Below are 20474 nucleotides of genomic sequence, written 5' to 3'. Positions count from 1 at the left end.
GTGGGAGAGTAGAACGTTGCCAGGTTATATGGCTCGATAGCTCAGTCGGTAGAGCAGAGGACTGAAAATCCTCGTGTCCCTGGTTCGATTCCTGGTCGAGCCACCAAAAAACACTAACAAATGTTAGTGTTTTTTTTATTTTATCGCATCTAGTACTTCTTTTATATGATCTTTAACTTTAACTTTTCTAAACTCTTTTACCAAAATACCATTTTCATCTACTATAAAAGTGCTTCTTTCTATACCTAGGACCTTCTTGCCATACATGTTTTTTTCTTTTATAACATCATATAATTCACAAACAATTTTTTCTTCATCACTTAAAAGAATAAAAGGTAAATTAAGTTTTTCAATAAATTTACTATGTGAATTTAAGCTATCTTTACTTATGCCAATTACAACAGTATTTAAATCATTTATTGTTTTTATGTTATCCCTAAAGTCACAAGCTTCAGTAGTGCAACCTGGAGTATTATCTTTCGGATAAAAATATAATATAACTTTTTTTCCTCGATAATCGCTTAATTTATGGTCTCTTCCATCAGACCCAATAAGATTAAAGTCTGGTGCTAAACTTCCTAATTTCATAATAATGATCCTCCTTTTTGACTTTATTTTATTATAGTACGAATAATTATTATTATCAATAAGTAATTGATTATTAGTACTAAATATTATTCCAAACAAATATCTATAGGATTGATACTAATAATATATTAAATAATCAATATATTTCTTTAAATGAAATAAAAAATAAATATACTGATAATACAATATTAACCATATTTAAGGAATTTAATAAATTCTATATATTTTATTATAAACTCTGTTATAATTAATGATGTTAATAAATTTATTGATTAAAGGAGAATTTTAATGGAAGATAAGATTTTGGCTACCGTAGCAGGAAGAGAAATAAAGGAATCGGATTTACAAACTGTAGTAGAGAGATATCCAGCAGAGAGAAGAGGATATTTTGAAACTGTGGAAGCAAAAAAACAATTATTAGAACAAATGGTTTCTTTTGAGCTTATAAATATTTTAGGAAAAGAGTTAAATATAGATTCTACAGAGGAATATAAAGAAAATGTAAGACAGGCGGAAAAGGATATTTTAACTCAATTAACAATAAATAAAGTATTACTAGAAGTTACTGTTACAGATGAAGATGCATTAAATTATTATAATACAAATAAAGATGCGTTTATACAACAACCTACCATATCAGCAAAACATATATTAGTAGATTCAAAAGAGCTTTGTGATAAGATTAAAAATGAAATAACTTTAAATGAAATAACATTTGAAGATGCAGCTATTAAATATTCAACTTGCCCTTCAAAGGAGCAAGGGGGTAATTTAGGTTCATTTGGTAGAGGAATGATGGTTCCTGAATTTGAAGACGCAGCATTTAACTTGGAAATTAATGTTGTAAGTGATCCAGTTCAAACTCAATTTGGATATCATTTAATAAAAGTTGAGGATAAAAATGAAGGAAAAGAAATGTTATTTGAGGAAGTTAAAGAGCAAATAGTTAATACATTATTACAAGACATGCAACAAAGAAAATATTTAGATGTTGTAAAAGAATTAGAAAAGAAATACGGAGTTACTAGAGCATAGAATATAAATTGCGAAGCAATTTCTTTTAGTTCACAGTGCACAATTCACAGTTTAGGATGAAACTACTTCGTAGTTTCTGAATTTTAAGTTATATCAACGATAAAATAGTTGATATAATGCTTTCTTAATTCAGCAGAGCTGAATTATCTCCATAACTGTGTCTTGTGAACTGCGAACTGAAAAATGCTTCTCAAAATATTACAGTAGTTCATTGAAAGTCAATATGTATTTATCAGATAATCTTATTAGTTCTTCTTTTTGGCTTTTAGATGATTCATCATATACAGAATACACTTTCATACCAGCAAGTTTAGCTCCATTAACAGCTTGTACTATATCTTCAAAAACTAAGCATCTTTCAGGAGATACATTAAGCTTTTTGGCTGATAACAAGTATATATCGGGATTATCTTTAGATTTTTTTACTTCTTCTGTTGTTGTTATTGCATCAAAGTAATCATATATTCCATTATTTTTTAGAGTGGCTTCTAGTAGAGGAACAGAGTTACTAGTTGCTAAAGCAATTTTTATATTCATATCTTTTAATGACTTCAAATAAGGAATCACTCCATCTTTTAATTTAATAGTGTTAGAGTAGTGATAAAAAGCCATATCATGCCATGTTGATATTATATCTTCTATCGTATTTTCAATATTAAAATTTTCTTTAAAGTAAAGAGCTGTTTCTGTAAGAGTAAGATGAGTTATTTCCTCTTGAAGTTTTTCAGGAACAGTAAGTCCAAAATTGCCTAAATACTCCTCATCTATTTTAGCCCATATATTCATTGAATCGATTAACGTTCCATCCAAATCAAATATAACAGCTTCAATATTATTCATATGTTAGTTACCCCCTTGTATAATATGTTAAATATAGTAATATAATATATTATTAATGAATAAAGAATTATAATATATATTATAAAATAAAGATAAAGTAATATTATAATAAAAAATAATCCTTAAGTAAACAGTAAATATTATATTGATTATAATACATAAACGATGTATTAATAAAGTTCTTTATAAAAAGGTTTACAAAAATAAAAATATTATATATAATAACATTAAAGGGAATATATAGTATATTTGTATTGCGTGCAACCATTTGGGCATTAGCTTTCTTACTTTTTAGTGAGGGAGCTTTTTTGTTGCTATTTTACAATAAAATAATAGATTTAAATTTTTTTACATAAGTTTATTTATTGTTTTCTTTGCTAACTAAATATTATTTAAAATTTTATGAGAAGGAGGTTTCATATTTAATGGCAAGGATACAATTATTAATTAATATTTATTATTTATAGGGGGATTTTTTATGAACAAGAAAAAAATTTCATTACTTTTAGCAGCAACTATGATTACTACTTCATTATTTACTTTACCATCTAATAGAACATATGCTATGGACTCAAAAACTCAAGCAAAGGAAATCGTATCCAAAATGACTTTAGACGAAAAAATTGGACAAATGATTATGCCTGATTTTAGACAATGGAAAGCTCAAGGAGAATCTGCAGTACAAGATGTGACAGTTATGAACTCTGAAATAGCAGAAATTGTAGACAAGTATGATTTAGGTGGAGTTATATTATTTGCTAACAACGTAAAGGACACAGAGCAAACAGTTAGATTGGTTAATGATTATCAACAGGTAGCAATAAATGATAAAGACGGAAATTTACCATTATTACTTACTATAGACCAAGAGGGAGGAGTAGTTACTAGATTAGGTACAGGTACAAATCTACCAGGAAATATGGCTATAGGAGCAACAAGAAGTGAAGATGATGCTTATGATTCAGGATATGTAATCGGTAGGGAATTAAAATCATTAGGAATTAATGTTGATTTTGCACCAACTGTAGATGTAAATAATAATCCTAATAATCCAGTTATACATCTTAGGTCCATATCAAGCAATCCAGATTTAGTGGGTAGGTTGGGAAGTAAGATTATTGAAGGTATTCAAGGTCAAGGAGTATCAGCAGCAGCTAAGCATTTTCCAGGTCACGGAGATACAGCCACAGATTCTCATTATGGATTGCCAGTAGTAAATAAATCTATAGAAGAATTAAGAAATATGGAATTAAAGCCTTTTAAAGCAGCAATAGATAAAGGCGTAGATATGATAATGACAGCTCATATACAATTTCCACAAGTAGAAAAGGATACTTATGTATCCAAAAAAGATGGCCAACAAATTGCATTTCCAGCTACATTATCTGATGATATAGTAACAGGTATTTTAAGAAAAGAACTTTCTTATGATGGTGTCGTAGTAACTGATGCACTTAACATGCAAGCTATTAGTGATAACTTTGGAGAATCAGAAGCTGTTAAATTAACATTCAAAGCAGGGGTAGATATTGCTTTAATGCCTACAATCTTAAGAAGTAAAGCAGATGTAGTTAAATTAGAGAACATAATAAATGAAGTTAAAGCAGCAGTAGGTACAGGCGAGATACCACTAGAGAGAATAGATCAATCAGCAGAAAGAGTTGTTAAATTAAAAATAGATAGAGGAATAATGGAAGTTAAAAATGATACTAGAACTTTAGAAGAAAAGATTAACAATGCTAAAACTGTAGTAGGATCAAAAGAAAATAGAGATATTGAAAGAAGAGTTGCAGCTAATGCTATAACTGTAGTTAAAAATGAGAACAATATCTTACCTTTAAATCCTAAGGAAGGCGATAATATACTATTATTAGCTCCATATGACAATGAATTACCAGGTATGAAATTTGGTATAACTAGATTAATAAGTGAAGGTAAGATAAACGATGTAAATTATGACTTAGTTTCATATAATAAGAAAACAATATTAGATGATGCAACAAAAGCAAAAATTGATTTAGCTGATGAAATCGTTATATTATCAGAAATATCAAGCTCTGCACACTTAGCTGCAACTCACTGGTTAACTAAATATCCAACAGAAGTTTTTGAATATGCTAAAATAAAGGGAAAATCTGTGATTTTAGGAAGTCTTGGACATCCGTATGATGTTACAGGTCGTGATGGAGCAGCGGCTAAAGTTATAGCATATGGATATAAAGGTATGGATCCTACAGAAGCAGATGGAGGATTGTCACCTATAAAGGCTTTTGGTCCAAATATTCCAGCTATTATGGATGTTATTTTTGGAGCTCATGAGGCAACAGGAATTCTCCCAGTAGATGTTCCGAATCTTGCAGCAGATGGCAAATATGATCTAACTAGTAATAAATATAACTTTGGATATGGAATAACAAATTTAACATCATTAGGAACTACTAGCGTTGAGATGCCAACTAGTATTAAAGAAGGTAAAGATTTTATAGCAAAAGTTAAATTAAATGATGTACCAGAACATTTACAAAGTAAGACTTATTCTGCAACAATTAATTTTAATACAAATGCATTAGAAGTTTTGGAAGTTAAATCTAATAGTGAAAATGTGAAAATATTAAATAATAAGATTGAAAATGGAAAATTAATAATTGATGTAGAAGCTTTAAATGATAAAGTAATAAGCAATGAAAGCTTCGAAATAAAGTTTAAAGCTAAAACTGAAAGTATTTCTGAAGTTATTAAGGTAGAGAATCTATCAGTAAAAGATAATAAGGATAGAATATTTATAGCTTCATTATCAGAAGCTGCAATTCAACTTATAGAGGATAAAGCTCCAAGTATAATAGCAGAAGATAAAACTTTGACTGTAGGAGATAAATTTGATCCAATGAAAGATGTGAAAGCTTCCGATGAAGAAGATGGAGATATATCTTCAAATATAAAGGTTAAGGAAAATAATGTTGATACAACAAAAGCTGGAGAGTATAAAGTTGTATATTCAGTTGAAGATAGTAATAAAAACATTACAGAAAAAATAGTTAAGATAACGGTAAAGGCTAAGTCTGATAATACAGACAATAATAATGGTAAAGGTAATAATGATAATCTTCCAGAGACAGGGGGAGCATCACCAGTAGGAACAGTTATTTTAGGCAGTATTATGGCTATTGCAGGGATTGCCTTAAGAAAGTTTAAAAAATAATATAATTAAAAAGGAGAGAAAACAATAATTTCTTTCCTTTTTTATAAAAAATAAAAAATGCATAACACATTTGAAACCTTTTTCATATAATTATCATAAATAGAAATATGAAAAGGGGATAAGATTTATGTTGATATTAATATTGTGTGCTTATATATCAATAATACCAATAGTATTAATTTCTTGTAAATCTATTGGATTTGATGATGAACTTAAAGAGGTTAATGATTATATAGATTGTAATTAGCTATGTAATTTAAGAAAAAAATATTAATTGTACTTAAAATGTAAAAAACCTCTCTAATTAAAGAGAGGTTTTTATTGGTCGGGGTGACAGGGATTGAACCTGCGACCTCATGGTCCCAAACCACGCGCGCTCCCATCTGCGCCACACCCCGAAGTACATTATAATTATAGTAATTATAGTTAATGATGTCAACTATTTTTAAAAGAAAATATTGAAATTGTTATTGTATTGCTTTAAGATATATATTTAAGTGAAGATAATAATTAGAAATTTTAATAAAAGGATAAAAACATTTCAATCAACAAATATATTAAGTTAGGAGTACAAAAAGTGAGAGGAAGCACAATAATAATAATTTTAGGAAGTTTAGGGTTTATAATAATGGGACTAATATCTATTAGCAGTAATAGAATAAAAACCATGTTGAAAAATAGTGGAGCATATAATGATATAGATAAATTTATGAAACTCAACGGAACATTTAATATGGCAATAGGTATACTAGGCATAATTATAGGAGTAATAGATTATTTTTTAATTGAACAATCTAAGTATGTAGTGATATCATTCATAGTATTAATAGCTATATTATCATTAACTCAAAATATAACATTAAAAAAGTACAAAAATATATAAAGTTTTAACACAGAAATATTTGTAAATATATTATAAAAATGATATTATATAGCATATAATTAAAGAGATATTTAGGTTAAAACAGTTATGTTAACATAACTAAGTTAATTCCAAATATGTACAGTATACATTTACACCCACTAAATATCTCATTTTTAAAAAAATTACCATTGTCCGAGCTTTCCATAAGTGTTATAATGGTAATATCACGTAGGGAGAGGGGGATGGTCTAAGGACCAAATACTTATGAAAAAGAAGATTTTATCAATTGTTATAGTTGGTGCTTTAACAATGACCTCAGTAACACCAGTTTTTGCTACTCCTAATGAGGAAGTAATTAATCAGGAAGTAAAAGAAAATCAAGCAAAGTATGACGAAATGAATAAGCAAGTTGAAGATATTCAAGGGAAGATATATAATTTAAATGAACAAATATCACCATTAGCAGAAAAGGTGCAAGAAAATCAAAAACAAATAGATACCATTAAGGATGAAGTACAAAATACAAAGAAAGAAATTGAAACATCAAAGGTGGATATTTCAGAGAAAGAAGAAGTATTAGGAAAAAGACTAAGAGAATTATACAAAACAGGTGGACAAGGAAGTTATCTAACACTTCTATTTAGTGCGGATAGTTTTAGTGACCTTATATCTAAATTAGATTCTGCTAGTAGACTTGTAAGCATCGATAAAAAGATCGTGAAAGAATTGGTAGATAATAAGGAAAAGTTAGATGAAAAAGTTAATTCTTTAGAAGAGAAAGCAAATGAAGTAGCTAAAATAAATGAAGAAACTAATAAAGTTTTATCAGAATTAGAAGTAAAGAAACAAGAACAAGAAACACTTATTGCAACAGCAAAAGCTGAACAAGCTAAATTTGATGCAGAGTTCTTATCTGTTTCAGAAAGAAGCCTAGTTAGTGCGCAATTGGATATATTAATTAATTCTGATGATGTTAATGCTCTAAGGAGCGCATTAGGACAATTAACAAATATTAGAGATGGGCAGCTTAAGAGTGATATCGTAATTGCAGAAGTTAATGAAGCATTGTATAATGCTGAAGATAAGATTTCAAATTTAGAAATAGCACAGGCAAATAGAGGCTCAGGCTCAGGATTATCATCAAGTACAGGTAATTCTATAGTAGACTTTGCATATAAATATATCGGGACACCATATATTTATGGTGCAACAGGTCCATCATCATTTGACTGTTCAGGTTTTACTAGTTTTGTGTACAGGAATGCAGCAGGAACTGAGATAACAAGAACTACTTATTCACAACTTGGAGTTGGAACGCCAGTTTCATATAGTGAATTACAACCAGGAGACTTAGTATTTACTTATGGTTCAGACCATGTTGGAATTTACGTAGGTGGAGGACAATATATACATGCGCCTTATGAAGGAGAAAATGTTAAAGTTTCACCTATTACAGGATTCTATGCGGCAAGAAGAGTACTTTAATTAGAAGTTAATATTTAATATTATATAAACTCCGTCTTTTTATAGATGGAGTTTATTTTTACATAAAAAATAGAAGATAAATTAATATTTATAACATAATTTTAAGATAACTTCAAACAATTTAAGTTTAATAAAACGGTAAGTTATATGATATAATTTATAATGGTTTTAAAATAATGATACAAAAGGTAGAGATATTATTAATTTATTATTATGGTGATACTAATAATATGTAATAATGATAATTAGAGGTAGTTAATATGAATAAAGATGTAAGGTTATTAGAAGACGAATCAATTGATGATTTACAATTAAAAAATTTATTTTTAATACAAAAAAAATCAGGTTTTAGATTTGGTGTAGATGCGGTTTTACTATCTAATTTTGCAAACATAAAAAATAAACATAGAGTCATTGATTTATGTTCAGGAACTGGAATAGTCCCTTTTTTACTATATGGAAAATATAATCCTAAAGAAGTTATAGGAATAGAAATTCAAGATGATATGGTAGAGATGGCCAAGAGAAGTAGTAAGTATAATGAATTAGAAAAAATCGTGAAATTTGAAAGAGGAGATTTAAAAGATATAAGCTTTTTAAATAAGTTAGGAAAATTTGATGCTTTAACTGTAAATCCTCCGTATAAATTAAATAACTCAGGAATAATAAATCCTGATGATAAATTAGCCATAGCTAGACATGAAATTTTATGTACATTAGAGGATGTAATAAAAGCTTCCAGAAAGCTTTTAAAGGATAATGGAAGGATGTATATAGTACATAGGCCGGAGAGATTAATAGATATATTTGAACTTATGAGAAAATATAAAATTGAGCCTAAGAGAGTACAAATGATTCAACCTAATATAAAAAAAGCTCCTAATATAGTTTTAATAGAAGGGCAGCGAGATGGAGGGGCTTATTTAAAATGGGAATCTCCATTATATATTTATAATGAAGACGGTAGCTATACAAAGGAATTAAATAAAATATATGGCAGGGAGGTTTAGTTATATGGAAAATGGGAAACTATATTTAGTACCAACTCCAATAGGAAACTTAAAGGATATAACATTGAGAGCTTTAGAAATATTAGAATATGTAGATATAATAGCTGCTGAAGATACAAGACAAAGTTTAAAATTGTTAAATCATTTTAATATAAAAAAAGTCTATTTAGTTATCATAAGCATAATGAGCAAGGAAAAAGTGAAGATATAATAAACAAGTTAAAAGATGGAATTAATATAGCTTTAATTACAGATGCAGGTACTCCTGGTATATCAGATCCAGGTAGTGTCATAGTTCAGAGGTGTATAGAACAAGGAATAGAATTCGAAGTTTTACCAGGGGCAACAGCTATAACAACAGCCCTTGTGTACTCAGGCTTAGATACTACTAAATTTATCTTTAGAGGATTTTTACCAAGAGAAAATAAGGAGAGGAGTCCTGTAATTGAAGAAATAAAAGATTCTAGAGATACAATAATATTATATGAAGCACCACATAGAATAATAGATACTTTAGAATATTTACTAAATAATCTAGGGGATAGAAATATAGCAGTATGCAGAGAGCTTACTAAGCTTCATGAAGAAATATGTAGAGGAACTATATCATCAGTACTAAAACATTTTACAGATAATAGGCCAAGAGGTGAATTTGTTTTAGTAATTGAAGGTAAATCGGAAAAGGAAATACAAGCTGAAAAAGAGGCAGTATGGATTGACTTAACAATAGAAGAGCATTTAATCAAATTAATAGAAAGTGGAATAGATAAAAAGGATGCTATAAAATTAGTTGCTAAAGAAAGAAATTTACCTAAAAAAGAAGTATATAAATACTCAACAGAATTATAATTAAATCCCCTATGAATTTATAAGTTCATAGGGATTTAATTATAAGCAACTATTTAAATATAAGTATTAAAAATTATTTTTTTAATTCATTTAAGCAGTTTTTACAGATGTTTTTACCTTTGTAATTAACAACATCTCTAGCATCTCCACAGAAGATACAAGCTGGTTCATATTTCTTTAGAATTATTTGTTCACCATCTACATAGATTTCTAAAGCATCCTTTTCAGCTATATCTAATGTTCTTCTTAATTCTATAGGAATAACTATTCTTCCTAATTCATCTACTCTTCTTACTACACCAGTTGATTTCATTATATATTCCTCCTTAAAACAAGTTTCGACATCTTGCAAAGTTAATATTACTAAAAATGTAATTAAAAGTCAATATAAAAGAAAAATATTTTCAAAAATTACAAATTTCGTATATATATCAAAGTTATAAATACAATATACTACCATAAATTAGAAAAGTCAATACTATTTATCAATTTTTAAGTAAAATAGCAAAAAATGTAGAATGGCTTGTACACTAGGTTATATAGCTTAAAAAAATATTATTATATATGTAATTTAAAAAAAATAATAAAATAAGAAAAAATGTAAAATTAAATATGTAAATATAAGTTGTATTATAAATTATATAATTTATAAAAAAATTTCAAAATAATAGATAATTTTTATAAAATTTTAAAGCAATAATAATAAAATTAAAATAAACAGACAAAAATAACTTGTAATAAGTTTATATATACTATATAATTATATTAAGAATAGGAATTAGAGGTGGATATTATGGTGAAAAAAATAGATACTAATTATATAATAGAATTGGCAGAAGAGATGTCTAACAATTCGATGATTGGTTATGAAGATTTACCGAAATATGATCTTTTTTTATCCCAAGTTATAGATTTTTTAAATGATAAATTTATAGAAGATAAGTACACTAATAATATAGTACAGAATTATATAAAGAGTGAAGTTATTAGTAAGCCTGAGGACGGTAAAAAAAGAGGATATACTAAAATACATCTTATACAGTTAGTGCTATTAAGTTATATGAGACCGGTATTAACAACAGAAGAAATTAAAAAGGTTTTCAGATTGGCATTTAATGAGATAAATGATAGATCTGATGATATTATATCTTGGGAAAAGGCTTATAAAATATTTTCAGAAACTCAAAGTGAAAGTTTTAAAGATTTTTTAAGTGAACCTGTTATAGATGAGAAAAAGTTAGATAGTATAATTTCAGAATTAAATTTAAATAACAAAGATGAAAATAGTATAAGAACATTTGTTATAGTTATGTCACTTATAGCACAAGCAAGTGCTACAAAAAAACTAGTACAAAAAATAGTAAATGAGTATCATTTAGAATAAAAATTAAAAAATCTAAGTTATTTGCATATGTAAGTAACGGGGTGATTTTATGGATGAGTTAGTGAACTTAATAGCTAATTTAGGCTTTCCTATAGCGATTTCTTTGTATCTATTAATTAGAATAGAAGGAAAGCTAGAGAGTCTTACAACTAGCATAAATAATCTAGCACACACTATAAATTCAATTAAATAATTAATTAGTATAATAAGGTATTGTTATTAAGCTTAAGACAATACCTTATTAAGCTTATATTTATTTTGAAGTACAAAGCACTTATTTAGTGTATATTTGTTTTTTATCTTATAGGGAACAGGTATTAGGTAACAAGTTTTAAGTGTAAACTATAATTAAGAACTAGGGAACGTATGCTTCGTATTTAAGCTCGATTGTAACTGATTTAAAACTTCATCAAAAGAACTGTGAATTACAAATTGTGTACTGTGAATTGAATAAAATTGTTTCGTAATTTATAAAAGATAGGAAGAATTTTAATGAGCAATAAGATAATTATTAAGGAATCTGTCAGAGGAATAATAGAATATGTTTTAAAAACTGGAAGCTTAGATGATAGGTATATGGGAAAAAATAGGGCGCTAGAAGGAACTTTGGCTCATCAAAAGCTTCAAAGTAGCAATGAAAAAATATATGCCCAATATCAAAAAGAGGTAAGATTAGAACAATCTTTTGATATTGAAGATGTTGTTTTGTTATTGGAAGGCAGAGCAGATGGAATAATTATAGATGATGGTAGTGTATATATAGAAGAAATAAAATCAACTATGAAGTCGTTAGTTTTAATAGATGAAGACTATAATGATTTACATTGGGCGCAAGCAAAGTTTTATGCCTACATGTACTCCCTTCAAAATCAATTAGACGAAATAAATATAAGATTAAGTTATTTCAATATAGAAACAGAAGAAGTAAAAAGTTTTAATAAAAATTTTAAGTTTGAAGAACTAAAAGAATTTATTCTCTATATAATAAATGAATATAAAAAATGGATATTATTAAAATCTAATTTGAATTCAATTAGAAATAAATCTATAAAAAATTTAATATTCCCTTTTAATACTTATAGAAAAGGACAAAGAGAACTTGCAATATCATGTTTTAACACAATAAAGGAGCAAGCTGTATTATTTGCACAAGCACCAACAGGTATAGGAAAAACAATATCTACAATATTTCCAGCAGTAAAATCCTTAGGCGAAAACAGAGGAGAAAGAATAGTATATTTAACTGCTAAAACAATAACTAGGACTGTAGCAGAAGAAGCAGTAAATAAGTTAAAAGACAATGGACTTATTTGTAGAAGTATCACATTAACATCAAAGGAAAAGATTTGTTTTAAGGATAAAACTAAATGTAATCCTGATTATTGTGAATATGCAATAGATTATTATGATAAAGTTAATGATGTTATATTTGATATTCTTAATGATGATACTGATTTTACAAGAGTGAAAATAGAAGAATATGCAAAGGAAAATAAAGTTTGTCCTTTTGAATTATCATTAGACTTGAGTCTATGGTGCGATGTAATTATATGTGATTATAATTATGCATTTGATCCAAGAGCAAAATTAAAACGATTTTTTGAGGATGATGTGGATAAGAATATATTACTTGTGGATGAAGGTCACAATCTTGTGGATAGAGCTAGAAGTATGTTTAGTGCAGAAATTTATAAGAGTAAAATAATGCAAGCATCAAAATTAATAAAGGGAAAAGTACCTAAGTTATATAAAGCTTTAACTTCTATTAATAAGGAATTAATAGAAGTAAGAAGGGAAGTTCAAGAATTAGAAGTTAATAGTATGTATAAAAAGGATCAATATAAGGATCTATATAAGTTACTTAGAATATTCTTAAAAGAATGTGATGAATATCTTGTGAAATCTGTAAATACAGAAGGTTATGATGAAATAAGAGATTTATATTTTGAAATACGGTCTTTCATATCTATTTCTGAGCTTTTTAGTGATAAGTACGTTACTTTAGTAGAAATAAATAGAAGTGATGCAAAAGTTAAATTGTTTTGCGTTAATCCAGCTGAAAATTTAGCAAAGGTAGTACAAGAAGCTTATTCAACTATAATATTTTCTGCAACATTAACGCCTATAAATTATTATATAGATCTACTGGGAGGCAATGAAAAAAGCTATAGAATGAAGTTGCCATCACCTTTTAGAAAAGAGAACTTAAAAGTTTATGGACATTCTCTTAATATGAGATTTAGGCAAAGGGAAAATAATATAGATAATTTATGTAAATTAATTAATAAGTTTAAAGAAGAACAACTAGGAAACTATATGATTTTTCTTCCATCTTATCAATATTTAAAACAGATATATGAAAGATATATAGAAATTTATAGTGATAAAGATACTATTTGTCAACAGGAGGTTTTAACTGAAAGGGAAAAGGAAGAATTTATAAATAATTTTCAAGATGGAGCAAATATCCTAGCATTTTGTGTTATAGGAGGAATATTTTCAGAGGGAATAGATCTTCCCGGTAATAAGCTTATTGGTTGCATTATAGTTGGTGTAGGTTTTCCCAAAATATCTAATGAAGGAGATATAATAAAAGATTATTATGAGGAAAAAGGTTTTGACTATGCATACATATATCCAGGAATAAATAAGATTATGCAGGCAGCAGGAAGAGTAATTAGAACAGAAGAGGATAAGGGAAGAATATTACTTATAGATGATAGATATTTTACAATTAAATATAGAAGTCTATTACCGAAGGAATGGGATATAAATAGGTAAAATAATAGGGAGGGAGTTAAATGAGAGTTATAGATCTAAGTCATATAATAAAAACAAATATGACAACATACACAAAAGATGAGAAACCGGAAATATACAATATAGCTACTATAGAGAAAGATGGATTTAATGAGAAATGCTTAAATATTTATACTCATACAGGAACTCATATTGATGCGCCGAGTCACATGATTAATAAGGGAAAAACTATTGATGAATTTAATATAAATGAATTTATAGGAATAGCCATTATAATAGATATTTCAAGCACAAAAGAAGTTACTTTAAAAGAAATAATGAAATATGAAGACAAAATAATAAATTGTGATTTTCTAATATTAAAAACAGGATATGAGAAATACTGGGGAACCAAGGAGTATTTTAATAATTATCCAAGTTTAACGGAAGAGGCAGCAAAGTGGATTTGTGATTTTAATTTAAAAGGAATAGGAATAGATGCAATATCTATTGATAAATTTGATAGTATAGATTTTGAAATTCATAATATTATTTTATCTAGAGGTAAGCTTATAATAGAGAATTTAACTAATCTAGATATTATAAATAGAGAAGAATTTACATTAGTAGCAACTCCACTAAAAATAGAAGATGGAGATGGCTCACCAGTTAGAGCAGTTGCAATAACAGATTAAAAGTATAAAGTACGGTATTAGTTAGCAGCTCACAATTTATATCTCACAGTTATCTTTTATTTTATAAGAAATATGGGGTAAGTAACGGAGATTGGATTTTATGAATATAAAATCCTGTGAAATAAAGTAAGTTGTTTTAAAAATATAATATATTGAAAAAAGGTAATTTAAATAAAGCTATAGAAAATCATAAGTGCTATGAGTTTCTATAGCTTTTCCCACTTAATAAATGAAATTGTATTATTATAACTATAGTTTATTCTATAAATAAACTATAGTATGCAGTAAAGGTTTTGCCTACTTCTAATTTTTCAATTCCTGACTTATCTTTAAGTTCGCCATTAAAGTCATGATAATCTGCATGGCCATACCAAGGTTCAATACAAATAAATGGTGCGCCAGTTGCTTTAGTCCATAAAGCTAGATAAGGAAATCCTGAGAAGTCCATCGATAAACTTTTATTGTGATTTTTTGATTTTAAACTTATTAAGTTAGATTCTAAATCACTAAATACTAAAGCATCATCTTTAAATAAATCTAAAGATAGATTTACAATACTTTCATTATGAAAATATTGATCAGTAATTCCTGAAAAATAACCAGTATTTGAATTTAATTTCATAATATTAGCATTTTCAATCTTATTAAATTCAAAATAATAGTCTTCAAAATTTTCTTCATTCATTAGAGGGCACATAAATGCTGGATGACCTCCTATTGAAAAATATATTTCTTTATTATCAAGATTTATAACCTTATATCCAACTTTAACACCGTTTTCTAAAAGCTTATAAGAAAGCCTTAAAGAAAATTTAAAAGGATATATCTTAAGTGTATCTTCAGACCATAAAAGTTCAAATTCTATATAATCATCTGTTTTTTCAATCATATTAAATTCGCGAGTTCTAGCGAGGCCATGCTGAGGCAATTCATAAGTATTTCCATCCACTAAATATTTTCCATCTTTAACTTTTCCAACTATAGGAAACAGAATTGGGGAGTGGTATTTCCAATAATCAGAGTTTCCATTCCATAGGAATTCTAATGAATCTTCTTTGCTAAATATACTAGTAAGTTCTCCGCCATTAGTATTAGTTGACAGTTTTATATTTTCATTTTCTAATATGTAGTTCATAATAAACACCCTTTCTATAGCTATTGCCAAAACAGCTAATTGATTAATTTATTTTTTACAACTTATATAGAAGTTTTTATAAGTTTTAGGTTTTAATTTCTAATTGTAATATATATTTATATTTAAATGTTATAGTATATAACAACTATAATATAATAATAAATAGTTATAGATTAATTTAAGTAAGATAGTAGAATTTAGCTCATATATGTAAATTATACTATAGTATATGAGTTTTAGAAAGAAATAGATGGCTTTGATTATATAATTGGAAATAATATAGTATTATATATAAAGTATAATAAAATAATGTTGAGGAGTATAATTTATTTATTTGATATATAATATAAAAGATTAAATAATAAATGATGTGGTGATTTAATGGGTAATAGTAATGAAAATAAAAGATCAATAATAGATAAAATAGTATATTTCATAGTAAAAATTAACAATGATGACATATTTGCATTAGGAGCTCAGCTTGCATATTATTTGATATTAGCATTTTTTCCATTTTTAATATTTTTAATGACTTTAATAGGTTTTAGCAGCTTGAATGCTACAGACGTTTTAGAAGGATTAGGAACTATATTGCCAAATAATGTTTTTACATTAGTGGATACCACTGTAGTTGAAATAGTAAATACGCAAAATGCAGGATTATTAGGAGTTTCAGTTGTACTTTCAATGTGGTCGGCATCATCAGGATTCAGAGCGGTTATAAAAGGTGTAAATAAAGCTTATGATATAAAGGAACATAGATCCTTTATAAAAAGAGCGTTTGTAGCAATATTTTTTACTATTGTTTTAGCTTTATTAATAATGTTAGCACTAGCTATGTTAGTTTTTGGAGAATTAATAGGTAAGTATCTGTTAACTATATTTCCATTTCAAAACGTTATAAATAAGATATGGAATATAAGTAGATATCTAATAATCATATCTATGATGATTTGGATATTTGCTGGAATATATAGGTATACACCGGCAAAGAAAATAAGTTGGCGAGAAGTTTTTCCAGGGGCCATTGCAAGCACTTTAGGATGGATAATAGTATCAATGGCCTTTTCATATTATATAAATAATATAGCTAATTATTCTAGGCTTTATGGAAGTGTAGGAGCTGTCTTTGTATTAATGACTTGGTTATATATAACATCTATGATGTTAATTTTGGGAGCAGAAATAAATTCTATTTTAGCACTTAGAAAAAGAAATGCTAATAATAATTAAAAACAACTAAGAATTCCTTAATTCAGAACAGTTAAACTAGTTCTATAATTAAGAACTACGCATTATAAGTTGTGAACTGATAATAAATGGCTTGAGATAATATTGATTGCTTTATAATTTATTTTATTTATTTATGTATAGAAAAAAACTAAATGGGTATAATCAAAGAAGAAATATTCAGGAGGTGCAAAAAATGAATAAAATAGTATTATTAGGAAAATTAATAAAGGACCCTGAACTTAGATCATTAGAGGGTAGTGATAAAGTATTCACTAGGTTCATAATTGCAGTGGATAGAAATTTTAAAGCTCAGGATGGAACTAGAAAAGCGGATTTAATACCAGTTACTATTTGGGGAAGAAAGGCTGAGGTAGTATGTCAATATATGAGAAAAGGAAGCTACATAAGCTTGAGTGGAAGATTAAGAACTGGAAGCTATGAAGATAAAGATGGAAATAAAAAATATATTGCAGAAGTTGTAGCAGAAGACTTTAAATTTGTAGGAGATAGAAAAGTAGAAAGAGACTTAGAACAAGTAGAAGATTTCGTAAATTAAGTTTAAAATATAATTTTAAATAAATAGTATAAAAGGGTAAGCTAATTATTTTATAGCTTACCTTTTATAGTAAAAATAAATTTTTATATTTAAATTGTACCTTTACTTAAAACTGTTAATTTATCTTCTTCGTTTTGAATTCCATTTATTATTTTTACTGAAGATGAAATATCACCAATTAAAATTCCGCCTACAAGTTTATTATTATAGAAAAATAACTTCGAATACTTATTATTTAAAGTATCTATAGAACCAATTTTCTCTAATGAAGGATCATCAAAATTTATAGTTCCAGCAGAAAATACTTGAGTATTCATTGCAGCAAATACTGTAGAAGAAACAAATTTTTCAAATTTAATCTTATCACCTGTAGCGTTAGCACCTGCAACTTTCCCCATTTCTATTGCTGCTGGCCAATTTCCATAATATATTCCATCTAATTCAGCTACATCCCCACAAGCATATATATCTTCTACATTAGTTTGCATATATGGATTTACTATAACACCTTTATTACAATGAATACCTAAAGGTTGTGCTAAGAAAATATTTGCTCTAACTCCAACTGAATAAATAATAATATCGGCATCTATTTGTTTACCACTTTTCAATTGCAGAGATTGAACTCCAGCCTTGTTAGCAGTTATAAAATCAACAGCTTCTCCCAAAAGAACCTTAACAGGTGTTTTGCTAACTAAGTCTTCAAACAAGTTGGAACCATCTGTATCTAATTGACGTGGAAGCATTCTTTCTGCTAATTCTACAACAGTAACATTCATATTACGTTTTTGAACCTCCCAAGCAGCTTCAAGGCCCAATAAGCCACCACCAATAATCACTATGTTTTTAGATGCTGGCAGTTGCTCTTTAAGAGATTCAACATCCGAAAGTTTCTTTATTGTATGAATTCCTTTGACTGTATTATAGGTCCATGAATTTACTTCAATTTCATGATCTTCAAATTTCACTTTAGTTGGAGGAACAAAGTTATAACTACCATTAGCCAAAATTAACTTATCATAATGAATTCCTTGTTTATTATCTAATTTTATAGTCTTTGTATCTTTATCTATACTATTTACGTTAGCACCTAGGACTTCAACTATATTATTTTCTTTATACCAATTAGCTTTTTCAAGATAAAAAGAATCATCAATTTTTTCAGTTATTAAATCTGAAAGTTGAGTTCTCACATATGAATGCTCTAGCTCATTTGAAATTAGTTTAATTATTGCACTTTCATTTCTTTCCTTAATAGCTTTGGCTGCATAGAACCCAGCTGCTCCATTACCTATAATTACATAGGTTTCTTCTTTATCTATAGAATAAGTGGTCTTTTTCCTCTCGATTTCTATAAACTGATCACTTCCAGCACCACAAACAGGACAAACTTCTGGTACAGTTTCTGATTCAAATATTTCACCACAAATTATGCACTTCCAAAGCTTTAAGCCTCCATTAGTAGGAATTTCTTTAATAGTTGTTTTAGATTTTGATTCAGGAGCAAGATTCTTTTTACCAGTTAAGATTTCTCCAAATCCTAAGCCAAATTCATAAGCTTCTTCTAATTCATTATCAGAAGGTTTAAAGTTAATCTTTAAACTTCCATAAAACTTCATATTTAGTTCTCTTAGTCTTGTTTCTATTCTAGGAATTGCTTCTCCACTCCAACCATAAGATCCAAAAGCAGCAGACAATTTATTACCATGGACAACAGGATTTAATTTTGAAAGCACATCACGAATTGGCTCTAATAATTCGGAAACTATAGTTGGAGAACCGCATAGTAACCCATCAGATTCTGTAATGCTATTTACTATATCACTAATTTCATGATGAATAACATTAAATAATCTAACTTCAATGTTACCTGAAGCTTCTATACCCTTAGCAATTTCCTTAGCTAAAGATTCTGTATATCCATAAGCTGATACATAAGGAATAGTAACAACTTTTTTACCATCTAAAGCTGGGCTTTCAGGAGTACTCCACTTTCTATAAAGTTCAACTATTTTCATTGGTTCTTCAATTAAGACTGGGCCATGACCAGGTAAAATCATATCTATATTTAGATTTTCAATTTTCTTAATTGCCTTCAATACAAAAGGTTTATATGGACCAAAAATGCAATCAAAATAGTATTTTAAAGCATCCATATAATGTTCTTCATTTTCTACTCTACTATTTACTATTGCTTCAGATGAATAGTGGGACCCGAAGGAGTCACAAGTAATTAAAAGCTCATCTTCGGCAATATATGTGTAAATAGAATCTGGCCAATGTAAAAATGGAGCAGATATAAAGTTTAATGTTTTATTACCTAAACTTATTGTATCTCCATCACCTACAGTTATTGAGTCAATATCTTTATTAGCGATTTTTTTCATAAATTTAATAGCAGCAGCAGAACCTACTACTTTAGCATTAGGTGAAATTTCTAACAACCTAGCAACTGAACCAGCATGATCAGGTTCGGTATGATCAAGGACTATATAATCGATGTTAGTTATATCTATATCTAAGTCTTTTAATCTTTCTATATACTGATCAAAAAATTCAACTTTAACTGTTTCAAATACAGCTGTTTTCTCGCTTCCTTTAACAACATATGAATTATAGCTAGTTCCGTAAGGTGTGTACATAATAATATCGAAAATTCTTAAATCTGGATCGAGAGCTCCAACCCAATATATATCCTTTTTTACTTCTAAAGACTTCATAAATCTACACCTTCCTCAAAATAAATATTAAATAATAATTGTTATTATAAAATTATTATATGTCTAAATATTAACAATATCAATAACTATTTAAATATTTATTATAAATAATATCATTAATACTATTGATATATTATGTAT

General features: G+C 27.6%; 16 protein-coding genes, 2 tRNA genes and 1 pseudogene. 13 read left to right on the top strand and 6 right to left on the bottom strand.

The genetic code is table 11. The features are described from left to right. Nucleotides 1-30: 30 nt before the first annotated feature. A tRNA-Phe gene (locus A500_RS10315) sits at nucleotides 31-106 on the top strand. A gap of 29 nt (nucleotides 107-135) precedes the next feature. On the opposite strand, the gene bcp is transcribed toward A500_RS10315, so the two are convergent. Then, nucleotides 136-588 (bottom strand): thioredoxin-dependent thiol peroxidase, encoded by a 453-nt coding sequence (bcp, locus tag A500_RS10310; protein WP_016207526.1) that lies wholly within the window; start codon nucleotides 586-588, stop codon nucleotides 136-138. A 288-nt stretch (nucleotides 589-876) separates the two neighbouring features. Here bcp and A500_RS10305 point away from each other — a divergent pair, with 288 nt between their 5' ends. Then, nucleotides 877-1623, top strand: a complete 747-nt coding sequence (locus A500_RS10305; protein ID WP_016207525.1) for a peptidylprolyl isomerase — start codon at nucleotides 877-879, stop codon at nucleotides 1621-1623. A gap of 198 nt (nucleotides 1624-1821) precedes the next feature. On the opposite strand, the gene A500_RS10300 is transcribed toward A500_RS10305, so the two are convergent. Then, nucleotides 1822-2463 carry an HAD family hydrolase gene (locus A500_RS10300; protein WP_016207524.1) on the bottom strand — a complete coding sequence of 214 codons (642 nt, stop codon included), beginning with the start codon at nucleotides 2461-2463 and terminating at the stop codon, nucleotides 1822-1824. A gap of 478 nt (nucleotides 2464-2941) precedes the next feature. Between A500_RS10300 and A500_RS10295 the strand changes: the two genes are divergently transcribed. After that, nucleotides 2942-5662, top strand: a complete 2721-nt coding sequence (locus tag A500_RS10295; protein WP_016207523.1) for a glycoside hydrolase family 3 N-terminal domain-containing protein — start codon at nucleotides 2942-2944, stop codon at nucleotides 5660-5662. Nucleotides 5663-5984: 322 nt separating this feature from the next. On the opposite strand, the gene A500_RS10290 is transcribed toward A500_RS10295, so the two are convergent. Then, a tRNA-Pro gene (locus tag A500_RS10290) sits at nucleotides 5985-6060 on the bottom strand. A gap of 179 nt (nucleotides 6061-6239) precedes the next feature. On the opposite strand from A500_RS10290, the gene A500_RS10285 reads away from it, so the two are divergent. The 4 genes and pseudogenes from A500_RS10285 to rsmI all read left to right on the top strand — a co-directional run bounded on the left by A500_RS10285 (nucleotide 6240) and on the right by rsmI (nucleotide 9871). Next, nucleotides 6240-6545, top strand: coding sequence for a hypothetical protein (locus A500_RS10285; RefSeq protein ID WP_016207522.1), 306 nt, complete (start codon nucleotides 6240-6242; stop codon nucleotides 6543-6545). Nucleotides 6546-6791: 246 nt separating this feature from the next. Then, nucleotides 6792-8012, top strand: a complete 1221-nt coding sequence (locus tag A500_RS10280; protein ID WP_016207521.1) for a C40 family peptidase — start codon at nucleotides 6792-6794, stop codon at nucleotides 8010-8012. Between the two features lie 260 nt (nucleotides 8013-8272). Further along, nucleotides 8273-9022 carry a tRNA1(Val) (adenine(37)-N6)-methyltransferase gene (locus A500_RS10275; RefSeq protein ID WP_016207520.1) on the top strand — a complete coding sequence of 250 codons (750 nt, stop codon included), beginning with the start codon at nucleotides 8273-8275 and terminating at the stop codon, nucleotides 9020-9022. Nucleotides 9023-9026: 4 nt separating this feature from the next. Next, nucleotides 9027-9871: pseudogene (gene rsmI, locus A500_RS10270) on the top strand (16S rRNA (cytidine(1402)-2'-O)-methyltransferase). 73 nt (nucleotides 9872-9944) lie between these two features. Here rsmI and A500_RS10265 read toward each other — a convergent pair. Further along, nucleotides 9945-10184, bottom strand: coding sequence for an AbrB/MazE/SpoVT family DNA-binding domain-containing protein (locus tag A500_RS10265; RefSeq protein WP_016207519.1), 240 nt, complete (start codon nucleotides 10182-10184; stop codon nucleotides 9945-9947). A gap of 480 nt (nucleotides 10185-10664) precedes the next feature. On the opposite strand from A500_RS10265, the gene A500_RS10260 reads away from it, so the two are divergent. The 4 genes from A500_RS10260 to A500_RS10250 all read left to right on the top strand — a co-directional run bounded on the left by A500_RS10260 (nucleotide 10665) and on the right by A500_RS10250 (nucleotide 14689). Beyond that, nucleotides 10665-11255: a DUF1836 domain-containing protein gene (locus A500_RS10260; protein WP_040436756.1), complete on the top strand. Its 591-nt coding sequence runs from the start codon at nucleotides 10665-10667 to the stop codon at nucleotides 11253-11255. A 49-nt stretch (nucleotides 11256-11304) separates the two neighbouring features. Then, the gene (locus tag A500_RS19990; protein ID WP_016207517.1) at nucleotides 11305-11448 is read left to right on the top strand and encodes a YvrJ family protein; all 144 of its coding nucleotides are present in this window, start codon (nucleotides 11305-11307) and stop codon (nucleotides 11446-11448) included. A 299-nt stretch (nucleotides 11449-11747) separates the two neighbouring features. Continuing rightward, the gene (locus A500_RS10255) at nucleotides 11748-14036 is read left to right on the top strand and encodes a helicase C-terminal domain-containing protein (RefSeq protein ID WP_016207516.1); all 2289 of its coding nucleotides are present in this window, start codon (nucleotides 11748-11750) and stop codon (nucleotides 14034-14036) included. Nucleotides 14037-14056: 20 nt separating this feature from the next. After that, nucleotides 14057-14689, top strand: a complete 633-nt coding sequence (locus A500_RS10250; protein ID WP_016207515.1) for a cyclase family protein — start codon at nucleotides 14057-14059, stop codon at nucleotides 14687-14689. A gap of 256 nt (nucleotides 14690-14945) precedes the next feature. On the opposite strand, the gene A500_RS10245 is transcribed toward A500_RS10250, so the two are convergent. Continuing rightward, nucleotides 14946-15824: an aldose 1-epimerase family protein gene (locus tag A500_RS10245; protein ID WP_016207514.1), complete on the bottom strand. Its 879-nt coding sequence runs from the start codon at nucleotides 15822-15824 to the stop codon at nucleotides 14946-14948. A 381-nt stretch (nucleotides 15825-16205) separates the two neighbouring features. On the opposite strand from A500_RS10245, the gene A500_RS10240 reads away from it, so the two are divergent. Both A500_RS10240 and A500_RS10235 read left to right on the top strand, forming a co-directional pair. Beyond that, nucleotides 16206-17057 (top strand): YihY/virulence factor BrkB family protein, encoded by an 852-nt coding sequence (locus A500_RS10240; protein ID WP_016207513.1) that lies wholly within the window; start codon nucleotides 16206-16208, stop codon nucleotides 17055-17057. Nucleotides 17058-17250: 193 nt separating this feature from the next. After that, on the top strand, nucleotides 17251-17613 hold the full coding sequence (locus A500_RS10235; protein ID WP_016207512.1) for a single-stranded DNA-binding protein: 363 nt from the start codon (nucleotides 17251-17253) through the stop codon (nucleotides 17611-17613). Between the two features lie 89 nt (nucleotides 17614-17702). Here the strand turns inward: A500_RS10235 and A500_RS10230 are convergent, their stop codons facing one another. Further along, nucleotides 17703-20333, bottom strand: coding sequence for an FAD-dependent oxidoreductase (locus A500_RS10230; protein ID WP_016207511.1), 2631 nt, complete (start codon nucleotides 20331-20333; stop codon nucleotides 17703-17705). Nucleotides 20334-20474: the final 141 nt, after the last annotated feature.

Origin of the sequence: Clostridium sartagoforme AAU1 (genome assembly GCF_000401215.1) — a bacterium.
GTDB lineage: Bacteria > Bacillota > Clostridia > Clostridiales > Clostridiaceae > Clostridium > Clostridium sartagoforme.
Note: the sequence above shows the minus strand (reverse complement) of the source record. Positions and strands in the feature narration are given on the sequence as shown.

Coding starts and splice junctions, on each gene's coding strand:
- A500_RS10295 (WP_016207523.1), top strand. CDS start 2,942: ATGAACAAGAAAAAAATTTCATTACTTTTAGCAGCAACTATGATTACT.
- A500_RS19990 (WP_016207517.1), top strand. CDS start 11,305: ATGGATGAGTTAGTGAACTTAATAGCTAATTTAGGCTTTCCTATAGCG.
- A500_RS10300 (WP_016207524.1), bottom strand. CDS start 2,463: ATGAATAATATTGAAGCTGTTATATTTGATTTGGATGGAACGTTAATC.
- A500_RS10275 (WP_016207520.1), top strand. CDS start 8,273: ATGAATAAAGATGTAAGGTTATTAGAAGACGAATCAATTGATGATTTA.
- A500_RS10265 (WP_016207519.1), bottom strand. CDS start 10,184: ATGAAATCAACTGGTGTAGTAAGAAGAGTAGATGAATTAGGAAGAATA.
- A500_RS10260 (WP_040436756.1), top strand. CDS start 10,665: ATGGTGAAAAAAATAGATACTAATTATATAATAGAATTGGCAGAAGAG.
- A500_RS10245 (WP_016207514.1), bottom strand. CDS start 15,824: ATGAACTACATATTAGAAAATGAAAATATAAAACTGTCAACTAATACT.
- A500_RS10305 (WP_016207525.1), top strand. CDS start 877: ATGGAAGATAAGATTTTGGCTACCGTAGCAGGAAGAGAAATAAAGGAA.
- A500_RS10240 (WP_016207513.1), top strand. CDS start 16,206: ATGGGTAATAGTAATGAAAATAAAAGATCAATAATAGATAAAATAGTA.
- A500_RS10280 (WP_016207521.1), top strand. CDS start 6,792: ATGAAAAAGAAGATTTTATCAATTGTTATAGTTGGTGCTTTAACAATG.
- A500_RS10235 (WP_016207512.1), top strand. CDS start 17,251: ATGAATAAAATAGTATTATTAGGAAAATTAATAAAGGACCCTGAACTT.
- A500_RS10230 (WP_016207511.1), bottom strand. CDS start 20,333: ATGAAGTCTTTAGAAGTAAAAAAGGATATATATTGGGTTGGAGCTCTC.
- A500_RS10250 (WP_016207515.1), top strand. CDS start 14,057: ATGAGAGTTATAGATCTAAGTCATATAATAAAAACAAATATGACAACA.
- bcp (WP_016207526.1), bottom strand. CDS start 588: ATGAAATTAGGAAGTTTAGCACCAGACTTTAATCTTATTGGGTCTGAT.
- A500_RS10255 (WP_016207516.1), top strand. CDS start 11,748: ATGAGCAATAAGATAATTATTAAGGAATCTGTCAGAGGAATAATAGAA.